This is a genomic window from Marinobacter sp. (genome assembly GCF_052091845.1).
Taxonomy (GTDB): Bacteria; Pseudomonadota; Gammaproteobacteria; order Pseudomonadales; family Oleiphilaceae; genus Marinobacter.
Genome location: NZ_JBQDCO010000005.1, coordinates 19,279 through 35,183 on the forward strand (window position 1 = coordinate 19,279; position 15,905 = coordinate 35,183).

Below are 15,905 nucleotides of genomic sequence, written 5' to 3' on the forward strand. Positions count from 1 at the left end.
TATTCATGACAGGCGTTTAACTCTACGTGTACTGGAAAACAGATACCATAGAAATACCGGATTGGAATCGTGGATCCCTGCTGGACAGGCTTGAACCATTTGATCCGCAAGAGCGAAGAAAGCTCAGTGAGGAAATGGTGGCCTACTGCCATTTTTATGGCCTTGATCTCTGGGTGGAACACCCGGAAGTTGAATACCATCAAGGCTATGTAACGGCGGACCAGCATAATGTCATGGTGCATTATTTCCGGCTTCCGGAGCCCCGTATGCAGCGCGGCACGGTGCTTATCATGCACGGGTATTTTGATCATGTGGGCCTATATAGCCAGTTGATTGACCGTTGCCTGACGGCTGGTTTTGATGTTTTGGCGTATGATCAGCCCGGCCATGGGCTATCCAGCGGAACACCCGCTGCGATTGGCAGTTTTCTGGAATATCAGGGCGTGTTGTCAGAAGTGCTGACTCACGTCCGCAACAAAATCCGGGGGCCATGGTTTGCGGTTGGCCAGAGTACAGGAGGGGGCATATTAATTGACTACCTGCTGTCGAACCACCACTCACAGGAAACCTCGGATTTTCGCAAAGTAGTATTGCTTGCACCTCTGGTGCGACCAGCTGGCTGGTTAGGGGCCAAGGTATTGCATACTTTGGCAAAGCCATTTCTTACCCGGTGGCAGAGAGCGTTCTCAGCGAACAGTGGCAACACACGTTTTTTGCGCTTCCTGCGCGAGCATGATCCGCTGCAGGCAAGAGCGGTTCATGTGGACTGGGTGAGCGCGCTTCGTACATGGATTCCGCACATTGAATCTGCCCGTCCCGTTAATTTCCCGATTACGGTTGTTCAGGGTGAAAAAGATCAAACGGTTGACTGGCAGCATAATCTGAGAATTCTCCGTAACAAGTTTGCAGCGGTGAAAGAAGTGAGAATCGCCGATGGCCGGCATCATTTGGTGAATGAAGCCAGAGATCTACAGGCAACTGTATTCAATACCATTATTAATACATTCGAAGACACAACCGCAGACGCCCCTGAAGACTCCTGACGCCATGATGGAAAGGGTCAGGATATTGAGGCTCGAAGCTTGAAAGGCGCCTGCAGAAAAAACCAACCACAGGAGAACTCTGTGAAGAAAACGATGCTTGCAGTAGCAGTGACGACCATGAGCCTTGCCGGTTGTATGACCTACGACCCATACACCGATGAAGAAAAAACGTCGAGCGCTACCAAAGGTAGCATTGTTGGCGCGATTGGTGGTGCAGCTATAGGTGCTGCAACCTCAAGCAAAAGCGACCGGGGTAAAGGTGCCCTGATCGGTGCGGCAGGTGGCGCAGCTGTCGGCGGCGGCATCGGCTATTATATGGATCGTCAGGAAGCAGAGTTGAGACACAAGCTTAAAGGCACAGGTGTCCGTGTTGTTCGTAACGGCAATGAAATAGAGCTTGTTATGCCCGGCAACATCACCTTCGAGCTGGACCAAACCTCTATCCGTCCGGGCTTTACAGATACTCTGGAATCGGTCGCGCTGGTGGTAAAAGAGTTCGATAAAACCGCTATACAGATAGAAGGTCATACTGACAGCTCCGGCGCGGATAGCTATAACCAGTTGCTGAGTGAGCGTCGTGCAGGCACGGTTCGGGACTTCCTGCTTAACCAGGGCATCGAGCCCAAGCGCACCCGGGCTGTGGGCTACGGTGAGCGTTATCCTATTGCCTCTAACGACAGTGCCGGTGGCCGTGAGCAGAACCGTCGGGTTGAGCTAACGCTGGTACCTACCGAGTAAGCCGGTTTCCATGTGAACGCCAGGTTTACCCAGGCATAAAAAAACCGGAGCTGCATAACAGCACCGGTTTTTTTATGCGAATAATAGCGTCTTAAAAAAGCACGCGAGCGCGGATGGTGCCTTTTACCTTGAGCAGTTTCTCCAGGGCAAGCTCACTATAGGCTTTGTCTACATCAATCACGACGTAGCCAATATCCTGCTTGGTTTGCAGGTATTGTCCGCAAACGTTGATGCCATTCTCGGAGAACACCTGGTTAATCTCGGACATCACACCCGGCACGTTCTCGTGAATATGCAGAATGCGGTGCTGATCCGGGTGCGCAGGCAGCGCCACTTCCGGAAAGTTCACAGAGGATACCGAGGTGCCATTGTCGCTGTACATGGTTAGCTTTTCGGCTACTTCACGCCCGATGTTCTCCTGAGCTTCAATGGTAGAGCCGCCCACGTGTGGCGTCAGAATCACGTTGTCGAATTCCCGCAAGGGAGACACAAACTCTTCTTTGTTGGACTTGGGTTCAACCGGGAATACATCAATCGCCGCACCCAGCAGTTTGCCGCTCTTGAGGGTTTCTGCCAGAGCTTCGATATCAACAACTGTGCCCCGTGATGCGTTCATCAGGATTGAGCCAGGCTTCATCTGCGCCAGCTGTTCTGCTTTGAACATGTACTTGGTGGCGGGCGTTTCTGGTACGTGCAAACTCACCACATCTGACAGATTAAGAAGCTCTTGCAGCGAGCCTACTTGTGTCGCGTTACCAATAGGCAGCTTGGACACCACATCGTAGAAGTACACATCCATGCCCAGGCTCTCAGCCAGAACACTGAATTGGGTACCTATGTTGCCGTAGCCAATGATGCCAAGCTTCTTGCCACGAATTTCGTAGCTGTCCTTGGCCGATTTTTGCCATTCGCCACGGTGCGCTTTGGCGCTCTTCTCGGGAACGCCACGCAACAGCAGAATAGCCTGGGCCAATACGAGCTCCGCAACACTGCGAGTGTTGGAAAATGGAGCGTTGAACACGGCGATGCCGCGGCGGGTTGCCGCCTGCAGATCAACCTGGTTGGTGCCAATACAGAAGCAGCCCACGGCAACCAGTTTTTTCGCGCCCTCGAATACCTTCTCGGTCAACTGAGTGCGCGAGCGAAGACCGACAAAGTGCGCATCGGCGATCTTCTCGATAAGGTCTTCCTCGGTCAGGGAGTGACTGAGGTACTCAATGTTGGTGTAGCCTGCAGCATTCAGGGTATCCAGCGCGGATTGATGCACGCCTTCCAGCAGCAGAATCCGGATTTTGCTCTTTTCGAGGGACGTCGTCGTTGACATTGGCTTTGCTTCCGAACCTTTCGTGGCATGAAATCACCTGCAGCCAGTGATTGTCGGGGCTGGCTCACAGAACAGAAGCGGTATGATACCATAAAAGCAACTTTTCACAGTGCGCCGGTTCGCGTGGATCAATTGAATGTAACACTCACTTCCGAAACCGCCGGCCCAACCCTGACGAGACCGCTACACACATGAACTCCGAACAGATCATTGCCTCCCTCAAAGAGCTGGTAGCCACCGGTGATGCGCCCGGAAAGATACTGACCGACCCGGCTGATCTCGAAAATTACGGTAAGGATTGGACTCGAATATACGCTCCCAACCCTCTGGCCATCGCGCTTCCGAAAACCACGGAGCAGGTTCAGGCACTGGTAAAGTTTGCCAACCAGAATCAGGTGGCACTGGTTCCCTCCGGTGGCCGTACCGGTTTGAGCGCAGGGGCTGTAGCGGCACATGGCGAAGTGGTTGTTGCGTTAGACAATATGAATCAGATTCTCGAGTTTAGCGCCAGCGACCGTGTAGTGCGCTGCCAGGCCGGCGTGATTACCGAACAATTGCAGGGCTTTGCCGAAGAGAACCACCTGTATTATCCGGTAGATTTTGCTTCTGCAGGCTCAAGCCAGCTAGGCGGTAACATTTCCACCAACGCCGGCGGCATCAAAGTGATTCGGTACGGCATGAGCCGCGACTGGGTCGCCGGCCTTAAAGTGGTGACCGGCAAAGGGGACATTCTGGAGCTGAACAAGGATCTGGAAAAAAACAACACCGGCTATGACCTGCGTCACCTGTTCATCGGCGCTGAAGGCACCCTGGGTTTTATTACCGAAGCCACCATGAAACTGACACGCCAGCCAGATAACCTGACCGTGTTGGTGCTCGGGCTGAACGACCTTGGCAACACCATGGACGTACTTAAAACCTTTCAAAGTGGTCTTGATCTCACTGCCTATGAGTTCTTCTCCCACGAAGCCATGGGACACGTACTGGCACACGGTCAGGTACAGGCGCCGTTTGAAACCGAAGCGCCTTATTATGCACTGCTGGAGTTTGAGGCCACGTCGGATCAGGTCATGGACAGCGCCATGAGCTTGTTCGAGCAGTGCATGGAAAACGGTTGGGTGCTCGATGGCGTTATCAGCCAGAGCGAAACCCAGGCCAACAGCCTGTGGCAACTGCGCGAACGCATCTCGGAGTCCATCGCGCCGCGCACCCCCTACAAGAACGACATCTCCGTCGTGGTTTCGAAAGTGCCGCAGTTCCTGCAGGAAATCGACGAACTGGTGGCTAAGCAATACCCGGATTTTGAAATCATCTGGTTTGGCCACATAGGCGATGGCAACCTGCACCTCAACATCCTGAAGCCCGAAGACATGGTAAAGGAAGACTTCTTCGAGAAGTGCCAGCAGGTCAACAAATGGGTGTTTGAAATCGTCGAAAGATATCAGGGCAGCATCTCCGCTGAGCACGGTGTGGGCATGACCAAAAAGCCGTACCTTCAGTACACCCGCAGCGAAGCAGAAATCGCTTACCTGAGAGGGATCAAGCACGTCTTCGACCCCAACGGCATCATCAACCCAGGCAAGATATTCGATTAATGCAACGGCACATAGTCATACTCACCGGCGCCGGCATCAGCGCCGAAAGCGGTTTGTCCACCTTCCGCGATAACGGTGGCCTCTGGGAGCAGCACAGCGTATACGACGTGGCTACCCCTGAAGCCTTTGATCGCAACCAGGAACTGGTGCTGCGTTTTTATAACGAGCGCAGACAACAACTCGCCTCGGCCCAGCCAAACCGCGCCCACCAGCTACTTGGCGAACTGGAAAAGCAGCACCGGGTAACCATCATCACCCAAAACGTAGACGACCTGCACGAACGCGGCGGCTCCAGTAACGTAATCCACCTGCACGGCGAACTCACCAAAGCCAGAAGCTCTGTGAACCCGGAACTGATCTACGACATAGGTTACCGCGACATCAAGCTGGGCGATCAATGCGAACAGGGCCAGCAACTACGCCCACACATCGTCTGGTTTGGCGAAGAAGTCCCCTTGATGCAAACGGCCGCCGACCTGGTGCGCACCGCAGACGACCTTTTAATCGTAGGCACGTCACTTCAGGTTTACCCGGCAGCCGGACTGGTTCACGAAGTGGATATGGGTGTGCCGATAACGGTAATAGACCCGGGTGAACCGGCCGGCGTTTCCCGTGCCAGAGTCATTCAGAAAGGTGCAAGTGAAGGAATTGCCGAGTGGGCGGCAAACTACCTGGCCAAGGCCGTCAGCTCCAAAGCCAGAGACTAAGGCGACTCAGCAAGGTACCGACGAAGCTCCTCGCCAAAAGCCGCCTGAACCCCCAACCGCTTCAGTATCCAATAGTGCCCGGCAATCATCCGGTCAATAAAAATACTCTCAACCGGCGGTTTAAATGAATCCAGATACTTGAACACCGTGCTCGTCTTGGCCGCCACATCCTTATGAATACTCGATTCGCCAAAATCATAAGGCTGCTCTGAATTAAACGGCACAATCAAAATATCCCGCCACATGGCATAATAAGCCTCGTCGATGGCAGGCTGACTGCCCACCCGGGCACCCAGATCAATTAAATACGCATCCAGCGCCTTATAATCCTCAGCCAGCGCCGAAGTCACCGCATTGCGGTAAGCCTCAACAATCGCCGGCTTCAACTTTTTCACGCAGCCGAAATCGTACATCACAAGACTGCCATCCGGCCGGAACGCAAAATTACCCGCGTGAGGGTCGCCATGAATACACTGAAAACGAAACAGCTGATCCGCCATGGTGGTAAATATACGGCGGCCAATCAGATTAATGGTGGCCTGATCATAATGCTCCGGGGTAACGCCACTTACATGGTCGCCTTCTTCAAGCACCATTGTGAGCACATGGCGGGTAGAGTGGCTGTGAATCACCGCCGGGATAACCACCCAGGGGTCATCTTTGTGGAACGCCATGAACTGCTCAACATTACGGGCCTCATTCTCGTAATCCAGTTCTTCCTGCAGGCGCTCCCGGATTTCCGCAAACAGCTGGTCCACAGACTCTTTAGGCATCTTCAGCAAACCGCCAAGCTTCAGAGCCAGGCGCAGTTGTTTCAGGTCGGAATCGCAGGATTCATCTACGCCCGGGTACTGCACCTTTACGATCACATTTGTGCCATTGTGCAATCTTGCGCGATGGACCTGGCCAATAGATGCCGCGGCGTAGGGCGTTTCCTGAAGGTACTCGAACAACTCGCCAACCGGTTTGCCCAGCTCGGTTTCTATCTGCTCAAGAATAATCCCGAACGGCATGGGCGGCGCTTCTTTTTGCAGCTTCTCGAGCGCATCGGAAAATTCCCTGGGCAGAAAATCCTGGGTTTGAGACGCAATTTGGCCAACCTTCATGGCCGCACCCTTCATTTCACCCAGGGTGTCGGAAATGCGGCTGGCCATGCGGGTGTAGCTTTCGCTGCGGGCGCCGTCGTCGTTTTCGCTGCCAAGCAGGTTGCGAGCTCTCTGGCCGGCATATTGCCCCGCCACGGAGGCAGTCATGCCAGCGAGCTTGAAGAAACGACCACTGCGTGAGGTAACCGGTTTTTTTGCCATGCCAGACTATACGTGTTCTCTGAAAAGAAAGATTGTGTCAGCACAAGTTAAACCACTTTGGTGGAGACCGACAACTCATCCTCCAGTTGCAATGTCAGGATTTGCCCTGAGTGCAATGGGCCAACACCCTTTGGGGTGCCGGTAAGCACGACATCGCCGGGCAGTAATGTAAAGTGGCTGCTTATATGGGCCAGAAGTGGAATGATCGGGAAGAGCATGTCCCGGGTATCACCGCTTTGCTGTCTTTGCCCGTTGATATCCAGGCTGAAGGTAATGTGGTCGTTCGGCAGGCGGTCCGCCGCCACAAAGGGTGACAAAGGGCAGGCGCCATCAAAGGCTTTGGCCCGTTCCCAGGGATGCCCCTTTTCTTTCAACTGGCCCTGCAGATCCCGCAAAGTAAGATCCAGTGCCAAGCCATAGCCGAGAATGGCGGCCTGGGCCTCACTGGCCGATGCATCGGTTAAGGGTTTGCCGATCAATACCGCTAATTCGGTTTCGAAATGCACCTGGCCCTGACTGGCCGGGGACTCCAGAGGGCGTGTTACGTGCACCGCAGACGTTGCCGGTTTAATGAATAGCAGAGGTTCTGAGGGCACCGGATTATCGAGCTCTTTGGCGTGTTCGGCGTAGTTTCGGCCAACGCAAACGATCTTTCCCAATGGCAGATGTACAGGAGTGCTATCTTTCCAGTGGTGTTGATAATGAGTCATGGTTGATCTCCCGGTGCGCTTCAGACAGGTTGCGAGGGCGCTGGCGCTCTGGTCTCAATCGCCCTCGAACGAGCATACAGTATAGACCTTCAGACCCTCTGCCTGCAGCTTCGCAGACCCGCCAAGATCTGGCAGATCAATCATGGCAGCCACTTCTATAATTTCAGCGCCAATACGACGAATCAACCGGCTAGCCGCCAGCATGGTGCCACCCGTTGCAATCAGGTCGTCCACCAGCACGACCTTGTCCCTTGGCTTGAACGCATCCTGGTGCAGTTCTACAGAGGCTGTGCCGTATTCCAGCTCATAGTCTTCAACCAGCGTATCAAATGGCAGTTTCCCCTTCTTGCGAACCAGCACCAGCGACGCGTTGAGCTCATACGCAAGGGGCGAGCCTATGATAAACCCCCGGGCATCTACCGCGGCCACGGCATCAATTTTGTGGCCGTGGTAGCGATGAACAAACGCATCAATCAGTTTTCTGAAAGCGGTTTTGTCCTGCAGAACCGTGGTGATATCACGGAACGCAACACCAGGCTTGGGCCAGTCGGGTACTGTGCGAATGGCTTGCTTGATGCTTTGAGAAAAATAATCCATAAAAAATAGGCTCTCATGTTTGCGCAGCATACGCTGCCTGTACAAAGGTGAATTCCCGTATGAACATCGCCCGCCCTAGGTGGGATCCCGCTGCAAACGGATATCAAACCGCACCGCGGCCATGCGGACAATAACGATAAACAGAAGCCCGATCGTCAGCGCCAGAGTTTCACTTTCCAGGGCCCATCTGCTCAGAAAATAGAGCCAGCAGCCGGCAAATGAAATGGAGGCATAGATCTGATCCTTGCGGAAAATAAACGGTACTTCGTTACAGATGGTATCGCGAACGGCCCCGCCGAATGTGCCCGTCATTACGCCCAGCAACGAGGCGATAAAAAAAGAATGGCCCATGTCCAAAGCCAGTTGTGCTCCCAATATCGAGAAGGTGCCCAAGCCTATGGCGTCTGGAAACACAATCCAGGACTCGCGGATACGTTTGGAGTGCTTCCAGTAACTGAATACAACCGCTATGGCGAGAATCAGGATGGGCTGTTCTTCATGGCGGATCCAGTATATGGGGTGATTCGCCATGATGAGATCTCGAAGGGTACCGCCGCCAAGTGCAGTGATAAAGGCAATGGTAAAGACACCGACCGGGTCCATATTCTTGGAGTGAGCCACCATCATACCTGATATGGCGAAGGCCACAATTCCAATCATTTCAAGCAAGTAAACAATGTCGAACATAATAAGCCCTGGAGGAAAGGCGAGTAACTTTTGAGCAGTTGGAATCAGGAGCGCGAAGGATAACGGAAAAGAGCCCCTGATTCATCTTTGAGCATGTTGCAATAGGACCAGGGTATAAGCGTTATTTATTCATATAGATAAAGGGTTTTTATTTGCTTCATGGGAGGAGTCTGTTTAGCTTGGCGTTATTCCACAACAATAGAGTTTTATGAAAAGGAGCCCCCCCATGAAAGCAATTCTCTGTAAAGAATATGGCCCAGCTGAAACACTGGTGATTGAGGATGTCCCCAGCCCCGAGGCCAAAGGCCGCGGTGTTAAGGTTCGGGTAAAAGCGGCGGGCCTGAACTTTCCTGACACGCTTATTATTGAGGGCAAGTATCAGCTAAAGCCAACCATGCCGTTCTCCCCGGGCGGCGAAATGGCGGGTGAGATCATTGCAGTGGGCGACAAGGTAACCCGTTTCAAAGTCGGTGATCGGGTTGCAGGTTTAACCGGGTATGGAGCCTTTGCCGAAGAAGTGATCGTGCCCGAACACAACCTGCTGCCTATACCGGAGGGTATGAGTGACGAAAAAGGTGCTGCCTTTACCATGGTGTACGCCACGTCCTATTACGCCCTTAAACAGCGCGCCAATATCCAGCCGGGTGAAAGTCTTCTGGTTCTGGGTGCCAGTGGCGGTGTCGGCCTGGCCACTGTAGAGCTGGGCAAAGCTATGGGCGCTCACGTTATCGCCGCGGCCAGTTCCGCTGAGAAGCTTGAGGTGGCCAAAGCTGCGGGTGCAGATGAACTGATCAATTACACTGAAGAGCCTTTGAAAGACGCGGTAAAACGCCTGACCCACAGCAAAGGTGTGGATGTAGTCTACGATCCTGTCGGTGGCGATTTCACCGAGCAGGCTCTGCGTGCCATGGCATGGAACGGTCGCCACTTGATTGTCGGATTTGCGGCAGGGGATATCCCAAAAATCCCGGCAAACATTGCGTTGCTGAAAGGCTGTTCTGTGATTGGTGTGTTCTGGGGCAGCTTTACCCAGCGTGAGCCAGAGACAAGCGCCCAGAACATGATGGAGTTAATGAAGCTGTACGCGGAAGGCAAAATTGATCCGCAAGTGAGCGAAGTGTTCGAATTTGAGGATTACGTCAAGGCGTTGGGTGCTCTGACTGAGCGCCGGGCTACCGGCAAGGTGGTGCTTCAGGTTGGCTCCTGAGCTGCTTCAGTTTTAGGGACTATTACTCCAGACTCTGAAAGTCATGCAGGGCAGGTCGTCCCAAAAATGTAGAGGGCCAGGGACGGCCCGAAACAAGCGCACATGGATGTGCTCGTAGCGGTTTTTGGGACGACCTGCCCTGCATGGCTAGCCCCAATCTAAAAGGCTAGGGTCACAGCCGGTCCCAAACACAAAAGTCAGAACCGAAACTCCCCGGAATCAATATCGGAGACCAACTCCGGAGTCAGTAGGGTGTACTCCTTGGTTTTTGGCAACCAGGCGAACACGTCCTCACCGTAGCGGTCCAGGCTATAGCCCGCTTTCTGGATATCCACCTTGCGGTACTTGAAGGTACCCGTTTTCTCGATGGCATTGGTTATCCGCACAAACACCGGAACCGCATAGGCCGGCAGGTTCTCCTGCATGTAAGTCAACAGCTTGTTGATATCAAAACTATCGCTGTTCGGCACCAGCGTTACCATGCCCGCCTTGCCGTTGGTTTTCGGAATCTCGACGCCGTATACAATGGCTTCTTCCACCACCCCGGAACCATCAATGATGTTCTCCACCTCGTTGGTAGACACGTTTTCGCCTTTCCAGCGGAAGGTGTCACCCATTCTGTCCACGAATTGCAGATGGCGGAAGCCGATTTCCTTCAGAACATCGCCCGTGTTGAACCAGGCATCCCCATTTTTGAACGCATCCCGAAGAATGGATTTTTCTGTGGCGTCCTTTTGGGTGTAACCCTCGAAAGACCACTTTTTAGTGATCTCGCCAATAAGTAGCCCCGGATCGCCCTTCTGAACTTTTTGCATGAAACCCTGGTCATCGCGGATGGGGTCGCGGGTACCGTCATGAAACTTCACAAGCTTGTAGGGCGCAGTGGACAGGCCAACTGTATTATCCTGGTTGAGAAAGTTGCTGAAGCCAATGTTGCCCTCGCTGGACGCATAGAGCTCGGAGATGGTTGCAATTCCGAAACGGTTTTTGAACTCAGCCCATATAGAGGGACGCAGGCCGTTTCCGAGCATTCTGGTTAGCCGGTGGTTGCGATCCTGATCGCTCGCCGGTTGGTTCAGCAAGTATCGGCAGAGTTCGCCGATGTAACCGAAAACGGTCGCATCATAGTGGCGCACATCGCTCCAGAATGCGCTGGCGGAGAATTTACGGCGCAGGGCAAAAGCCGAACCGCCGGCCAATACTGCACCCCAACATACTACAAGGCCTGTGCCGTGGTAGAGCGGTAGGGTGCAGTAGAAAACGTCGTCTGGCTTCATGGACAAAGACATCAAACCAAAGCCGCCGTATGCTTTCAAAAACTTGGTGTGAGACCCGGGGGCTGCTTTGGGCAAGCCAGTGGTGCCAGAGGTGAACAAATAAATGGCTGTATCGCCTGCTCTGGGTGGATCACTCAATACCGGATTGGCGCTGGCAAATGTGCTGACCGGTTGCGCCATATTGGCGTAGCCAGAGGGCGCTTCGCCGAAGGTGCCAAGGGTGTTTGTGTCGGCCAGAAACAGAAATGGCGTTGGGTGGTCGAGGTGAAGGCTGCCTTTTATATCATCAAAGGCAGCCACTAACTCCTCACCAACCACGATCATTTTCGGGTCAACCAGATTGGCGCTGTGCTCCAGCACCTTGCCTTTCTGGGAGGTGTTCAGCATGGCGCAGGCAACGCCGATTTTGGCTGCGCCCGCCAGCACGGCCAGAAATTCCGGGCGGTTTTCCATGAACAGGGCAATGGTGTCACCCTTTTTTAATCCCTGAGACTGAAAATAGCCGGCAATACGGTTAGACCATGAGTTGAAGTCACCCCAAGTGATACTGCGATTCTCAAACAGGATCGCAGGTCGATCACAGTGCCGTTCGGCGTTGCTTTCAATCAGGGTTCCGAGGGTAAGAGGTTTGTTCACATCCCTGATTGAGTAGTAATAGTAACCTTTAGCAATCGTCGGGAACCGTTTGAGAATCCCCGGTAGGCTGCGTGCGATGTCCATTGCCGTAACATTGTCTTGATTCATGGTCTTTCCGTCAGGTGTTTTTTTGTAGTTGGTTTATAGCCCCGGAATAACCTCGCCTCGAGGCTAATCCAGGTAAAGATCCGGCAACAGGGACTTGCCGTCGGCTTTGTAGCGATACCCTTCAAAGTCTGTCACGCCATCCTGGCGCAGTACGTCTTCGTCGATCACGTTTTGACCAGTCATTTCGTCGATGGACCGGTTCAGAATGCTTACTGCAGCATCTGCCATAATGTTTGGCGTCCGGCCTTGGTCCATCAATTGCTCACCACCTGCTTCATGCTGAATAGCGGCTGTAGCTATGACGGTTTTGGGCCACAAGGTGTTCACGGCTATGCCGTAGCGTTTAAACTCTTGCGCCATACCGTTGCTGATCATGGTCATCGCGTATTTGGTAGACGTGTAAGGCCCGAAGTGTGCGAACCACTTTGGATCAAGATTCAGTGGTGGCGACATGCTCAGAATGTGGCCGTGGTTGGATTTTTTAAGCCAGGGCAATGCCGCCTGGCTGCAGGCCATCACTGCGCGGGCATTTACCTGGTGTAACAGGTCAAAGCGGCTGACCTTCAGCTTTTCGACCCCGCTCAGGCGTATCGCTCCGGCGTTATTGATGAGGGCATCAATGCCGCCAAAATGCTCGGCAGCTTCGTCAATTCGTTGCTTAATCTGATCTTCGTCCCTTACATCCAGGACCAATGCCAGAGCCTGGCCACCCGCTTCGCGGACTTCCTCGGCTACTGTGTGAATGGTACCGGGCAACTTTGGGTGTGGCGTATCTGACTTGGCAGCGATAACCACATTCGCGCCCTGGCGGCCGCACGCAAGAGCAATTGCGCGACCTATACCGCGACTGGCGCCAGTAATAAAAACAGTTTTCTGATCCAGTGTGTTCATTATTGTTTTCCTGTTCGGGTATTAGTGGGTGGGGATTTCCACGAGCAACTGCTTACGTTTTACCTGATCGCCTTTTCGGGTCAGGATTTCGCTAACAACTCCGTCGCAATCGGCCTTAACTGGATGCTCCATTTTCATGGCTTCCAATACAACCAGTGTGTCGCCTTGGCGAACGGTTTGGCCTGGTTCAGCCAATACGTCGATAATGGCACCGTCCATTGAAGCCTGGATGCGCCCGCTGCCAGCACCATTGCTGCCCGAGGCGGGTTGGTGGGTAAGGTCGGTCACGCTCCAGGATTCACCGAATGCCTGTAAATATAGGGATTCTCCATCGCGATGGTATTGGCAACGTTGACGAATACCGTTGTCGATAATGCATACAACATTTTCTTCAATACTTGCGATCATCATTTCATGCTGCTGTTCCCCCTGCCTGCAAAACAGTACGTTGTTCCTGTTATGTACCAGCAATTCGACGGTAGAGTCACCCGTGTCCAGCTTCATGGGGGTTATGGTTGTTGGCGCGTTGCTCCAGGCTTGTTCGTTCACTGTGCCATGGACCAACACACAGGCGGCAAGGGTGAGTTTGCGAATGTCTGGCTTAGCCGGTTGTAGTGAGGGGTCTTCACTGAATTCTTGCTGCAAGAAGGCGGTGGTTGCCTGGCCAGCGCCGAACTTTTTATCTGCAATAATACGGCTGAGGAAGTAGCGATTGGTGGTTACACCAAACACGGTGGTGTCTTCCAGGGCACGGATCAGGCGTCGACGGGCTTCATCCCGGTTTTCACCCCAGGCAATGACCTTGGCAAGCATAGGGTCATAATGCGGTGTCACTTCGTCACCGGAACGGACACCTGTGTCAAAACGCAGGCCTTCGCCTTCTGCGGGTTTGAAAATGTGCAGCGGGCCGGTTTGTGGCGTAAATCCCCGGGAAGGGTCTTCGGCGTATAACCGTACTTCGATGGCGTGGCCCTTCAGTTCAATATCATCCTGCGCCAAGGGTAGCGGCAGGCCTTCTGCAACGGTCATCTGCCAGGACACGAGATCCTGGCCGGTTATGAGTTCGGTCACCGGGTGTTCTACCTGCAGGCGGGTGTTCATTTCCAGGAAGTAGAAGTTGCGGTCTTTGTCTACAAGAAACTCTACGGTGCCGGCGCCCTGGTAGTTGCAGGCAAGTGCTGCCTTGACGGCGGCTTCGCCCATGGCCACACGGAGTGCGGGCGTTACGAAGGGGGAGGGCGCTTCTTCCACAACTTTCTGATGGCGACGCTGTACGGAGCAATCCCGTTCGCCCAGGTAAACGGCATTGCCGTGTTGGTCGGCGAAGACCTGGATTTCTACGTGGCGCGGTTCGACCACGGCTTTTTCGAGAATCAGTTCGTCGTCGCCAAAGGCTTGTTTGGATTCGGATCTGGCGCGTTTGATATGGTCGGCCAGGTCAGCCTCACTCTCTACCAGGCGCATGCCTCGACCACCGCCACCGGCGGAGGCTTTGATCATCAGGGGGTAGTTGAGGTCAGCTGCGGCTGCGCTGAGCTGGTCGTCGCTGGCGTTGTCGCCTTCGAAGCCCGGAACCACGGGCACGCCGGCTTTTTGCATGGCGATCTTGGAGCGGCGCTTGCTGCCCATAAGTTCGATGGCGCTGGCTGGCGGGCCTACGAATACGATGCCAGCTTCTTTGCAAGCCTTGGAGAAGTCTGCATTTTCTGAGAGAAAGCCGTAGCCCGGGTGAATGCAGTCAGCGCCGGTTTTGCGTGCGGCTTCGAGTATCGCCTCGGCATTGAGGTAAGAGGCGGCAACTTGCGCCGGGCCTATGCAAACGGCTTCATCGGCGATTTCTGTGTGCATGGCGTTGGCGTCTGCCTCGGAATAGACGGCAACCGTGCGATATCCGAGGGCTTTTGCGGTGCGAATAATGCGGACTGCGATTTCGCCCCGGTTCGCTATGAGTAGTTTTTTTAGCATTTTGCTGATCCCGTAAATTTGTGCAGTCCGCAATTGGGAGCGGAATCTTGTAACTTTGTACCAGTCCGCAATTGAGCATGGAGCGCTTCCGGAAAACCGCTACAAGCACATCCATGTGCGCTTGTTTCGGGCCGTCCTTGGTCCTCTACATTTTCTGGAAGCGCTCCATGCCCAATCGCTCCTTCGTTATTCCTTCGTGCCTGCCCAGGCTGCTGGGCGTTTTTGCATGAACGCCATGGTGCCTTCAGCGCCTTCGTTGCCTCTGACGGCTTTTGCGAACATGTCTGCCGCACTGTCGAGCAATCCGCTCATGGGCTCGTTGCCAACCCGGTGCAACAGGGCTTTGGTTTGCGCGGTGGCGCTTGGTGCGCATTGACGGATGCGGTCCAGGGCCTTGGTTAACATGTCGTCTACTTCTTCATCCGACGCGGCTGCCTGGTGAACAATACCCAGTGCGCAGGCTTCTGCAGCTCCAATTCGCAAGCCAAGCAGTGCGAGCCGGCGAGCCTGGGTCAGACCTATGCGCTCCACTACAAACGGCGCGATCTGGGCCGGGATGATGCCGAGGGAGGTTTCGGGCATGCCGAATTTCGCGGTCGGCCCGGCAATGGCGACGTCTGAGATACAGGCCAGGCCAAAACCACCGCCCATGACGGCGCCTTCCGTTACGGCAATGACCACTTTCGATGATTCATTTACCTGCTGAAGCATCTGCCCGAAGGCCCGGTTTAACCGGTAAAACGGATCGGCTTCGCCTTCTCCGGCCTCCTGATTGCGGGCGCCGGCCATGTCCTTGATGTCGCCACCGGCGCAGAAGTGCCCGCCGGCTCCACGGATCACCACGGCGCGTATGCTGGAATCGTTTTCCACCTCGGTAAAAATCGTGGACAGCTCCGCCACCATCTGCAGGCTCATGGCGTTGCGGCTTTCTGGCCGGTTGAGGGTGACGTGCAGGGCTGGCCCCTGTTTCTCAACCAGCAATGTTTCGCAGTGGGGTAAGGTTTCCATAAATAGACTCCAAGAACATTGTTTGGGGCGTCAGTCCGGCTCACTGCTTCAGGACCGTTGAGGGCCAAGGATGGCCCGATCGAGCCCTACATGGACGTACTCGCG

General features: G+C 54.2%; 14 protein-coding genes. 5 read left to right on the top strand and 9 right to left on the bottom strand.

What is annotated here, in order from left to right; genetic code table 11:
- Positions 1-26 precede the first annotated feature (26 nt).
- Both ACTHYN_RS02700 and ACTHYN_RS02705 read left to right on the top strand, forming a co-directional pair.
- Positions 27-1,043: an alpha/beta hydrolase gene (locus ACTHYN_RS02700; protein ID WP_441810961.1), complete on the top strand. Its 1,017-nt coding sequence runs from the start codon at positions 27-29 to the stop codon at positions 1,041-1,043.
- A gap of 81 nt (positions 1,044-1,124) precedes the next feature.
- A complete protein-coding gene (locus tag ACTHYN_RS02705) occupies positions 1,125-1,781 on the top strand; it encodes an OmpA family protein (RefSeq protein ID WP_441810962.1) in 657 nt (218 codons plus the stop codon).
- Positions 1,782-1,872: 91 nt separating this feature from the next.
- On the opposite strand, the gene serA is transcribed toward ACTHYN_RS02705, so the two are convergent.
- On the bottom strand, positions 1,873-3,105 hold the full coding sequence (gene serA / locus ACTHYN_RS02710) for a phosphoglycerate dehydrogenase (protein ID WP_441810963.1): 1,233 nt from the start codon (positions 3,103-3,105) through the stop codon (positions 1,873-1,875).
- A gap of 191 nt (positions 3,106-3,296) precedes the next feature.
- Between serA and ACTHYN_RS02715 the strand changes: the two genes are divergently transcribed.
- Together ACTHYN_RS02715 and ACTHYN_RS02720 are read left to right on the top strand one after the other, a co-directional pair.
- On the top strand, positions 3,297-4,700 hold the full coding sequence (locus ACTHYN_RS02715) for an FAD-binding oxidoreductase (RefSeq protein ID WP_441810964.1): 1,404 nt from the start codon (positions 3,297-3,299) through the stop codon (positions 4,698-4,700).
- A complete protein-coding gene (locus ACTHYN_RS02720; RefSeq protein WP_441810965.1) occupies positions 4,700-5,407 on the top strand; it encodes an SIR2 family NAD-dependent protein deacylase in 708 nt (235 codons plus the stop codon). The genes ACTHYN_RS02715 and ACTHYN_RS02720 overlap by 1 nt, the downstream gene beginning before the upstream one ends.
- Here the strand turns inward: ACTHYN_RS02720 and ACTHYN_RS02725 are convergent.
- From ACTHYN_RS02725 to ACTHYN_RS02740, 4 genes are all read right to left on the bottom strand, one after another.
- A complete protein-coding gene (locus tag ACTHYN_RS02725; RefSeq protein WP_441810966.1) occupies positions 5,404-6,714 on the bottom strand; it encodes an ABC1 kinase family protein in 1,311 nt (436 codons plus the stop codon). The genes ACTHYN_RS02720 and ACTHYN_RS02725 overlap by 4 nt on opposite strands.
- 47 nt (positions 6,715-6,761) lie before the next feature.
- Positions 6,762-7,424 (bottom strand): fumarylacetoacetate hydrolase family protein, encoded by a 663-nt coding sequence (locus ACTHYN_RS02730; protein ID WP_441810967.1) that lies wholly within the window; start codon positions 7,422-7,424, stop codon positions 6,762-6,764.
- Positions 7,425-7,478: 54 nt separating this feature from the next.
- Positions 7,479-8,021 carry an adenine phosphoribosyltransferase gene (locus ACTHYN_RS02735; protein ID WP_441810968.1) on the bottom strand — a complete coding sequence of 181 codons (543 nt, stop codon included), beginning with the start codon at positions 8,019-8,021 and terminating at the stop codon, positions 7,479-7,481.
- A gap of 75 nt (positions 8,022-8,096) precedes the next feature.
- Positions 8,097-8,708 (bottom strand): trimeric intracellular cation channel family protein, encoded by a 612-nt coding sequence (locus tag ACTHYN_RS02740; protein ID WP_441810969.1) that lies wholly within the window; start codon positions 8,706-8,708, stop codon positions 8,097-8,099.
- A 226-nt stretch (positions 8,709-8,934) separates the two neighbouring features.
- Between ACTHYN_RS02740 and ACTHYN_RS02745 the strand changes: the two genes are divergently transcribed.
- Entirely contained in the window at positions 8,935-9,915 is a 981-nt protein-coding gene (locus ACTHYN_RS02745) for an NADPH:quinone oxidoreductase family protein (RefSeq protein ID WP_441810970.1), read from the top strand.
- Between the two features lie 197 nt (positions 9,916-10,112).
- Here the strand turns inward: ACTHYN_RS02745 and ACTHYN_RS02750 are convergent, their stop codons facing one another.
- The 4 genes from ACTHYN_RS02750 to ACTHYN_RS02765 all read right to left on the bottom strand — a co-directional run bounded on the left by ACTHYN_RS02750 (position 10,113) and on the right by ACTHYN_RS02765 (position 15,800).
- Positions 10,113-11,936 carry a long-chain-acyl-CoA synthetase gene (locus tag ACTHYN_RS02750; protein ID WP_441810971.1) on the bottom strand — a complete coding sequence of 608 codons (1,824 nt, stop codon included), beginning with the start codon at positions 11,934-11,936 and terminating at the stop codon, positions 10,113-10,115.
- Between the two features lie 63 nt (positions 11,937-11,999).
- Entirely contained in the window at positions 12,000-12,827 is an 828-nt protein-coding gene (locus ACTHYN_RS02755; RefSeq protein WP_441810972.1) for an SDR family oxidoreductase, read from the bottom strand.
- Positions 12,828-12,848: 21 nt separating this feature from the next.
- Positions 12,849-14,792 carry an acetyl-CoA carboxylase biotin carboxylase subunit gene (locus ACTHYN_RS02760; RefSeq protein WP_441810973.1) on the bottom strand — a complete coding sequence of 648 codons (1,944 nt, stop codon included), beginning with the start codon at positions 14,790-14,792 and terminating at the stop codon, positions 12,849-12,851.
- 186 nt (positions 14,793-14,978) lie between these two features.
- Positions 14,979-15,800, bottom strand: a complete 822-nt coding sequence (locus tag ACTHYN_RS02765) for an enoyl-CoA hydratase/isomerase family protein (RefSeq protein WP_441810974.1) — start codon at positions 15,798-15,800, stop codon at positions 14,979-14,981.
- Positions 15,801-15,905: the final 105 nt, after the last annotated feature.

Bases quoted from the DNA above. Each gene is read 5' to 3' on its own strand.
- ACTHYN_RS02720 (WP_441810965.1), top strand. From the start codon at position 4,700: ATGCAACGGCACATAGTCATACTCACCGGCGCCGGCATCAGCGCCGAA.
- ACTHYN_RS02765 (WP_441810974.1), bottom strand. From the start codon at position 15,800: ATGGAAACCTTACCCCACTGCGAAACATTGCTGGTTGAGAAACAGGGG.
- ACTHYN_RS02745 (WP_441810970.1), top strand. From the start codon at position 8,935: ATGAAAGCAATTCTCTGTAAAGAATATGGCCCAGCTGAAACACTGGTG.
- ACTHYN_RS02740 (WP_441810969.1), bottom strand. From the start codon at position 8,708: ATGTTCGACATTGTTTACTTGCTTGAAATGATTGGAATTGTGGCCTTC.
- ACTHYN_RS02735 (WP_441810968.1), bottom strand. From the start codon at position 8,021: ATGGATTATTTTTCTCAAAGCATCAAGCAAGCCATTCGCACAGTACCC.
- ACTHYN_RS02715 (WP_441810964.1), top strand. From the start codon at position 3,297: ATGAACTCCGAACAGATCATTGCCTCCCTCAAAGAGCTGGTAGCCACC.
- ACTHYN_RS02760 (WP_441810973.1), bottom strand. From the start codon at position 14,792: ATGCTAAAAAAACTACTCATAGCGAACCGGGGCGAAATCGCAGTCCGC.
- ACTHYN_RS02750 (WP_441810971.1), bottom strand. From the start codon at position 11,936: ATGAATCAAGACAATGTTACGGCAATGGACATCGCACGCAGCCTACCG.
- ACTHYN_RS02725 (WP_441810966.1), bottom strand. From the start codon at position 6,714: ATGGCAAAAAAACCGGTTACCTCACGCAGTGGTCGTTTCTTCAAGCTC.
- ACTHYN_RS02730 (WP_441810967.1), bottom strand. From the start codon at position 7,424: ATGACTCATTATCAACACCACTGGAAAGATAGCACTCCTGTACATCTG.
- serA (WP_441810963.1), bottom strand. From the start codon at position 3,105: ATGTCAACGACGACGTCCCTCGAAAAGAGCAAAATCCGGATTCTGCTG.
- ACTHYN_RS02755 (WP_441810972.1), bottom strand. From the start codon at position 12,827: ATGAACACACTGGATCAGAAAACTGTTTTTATTACTGGCGCCAGTCGC.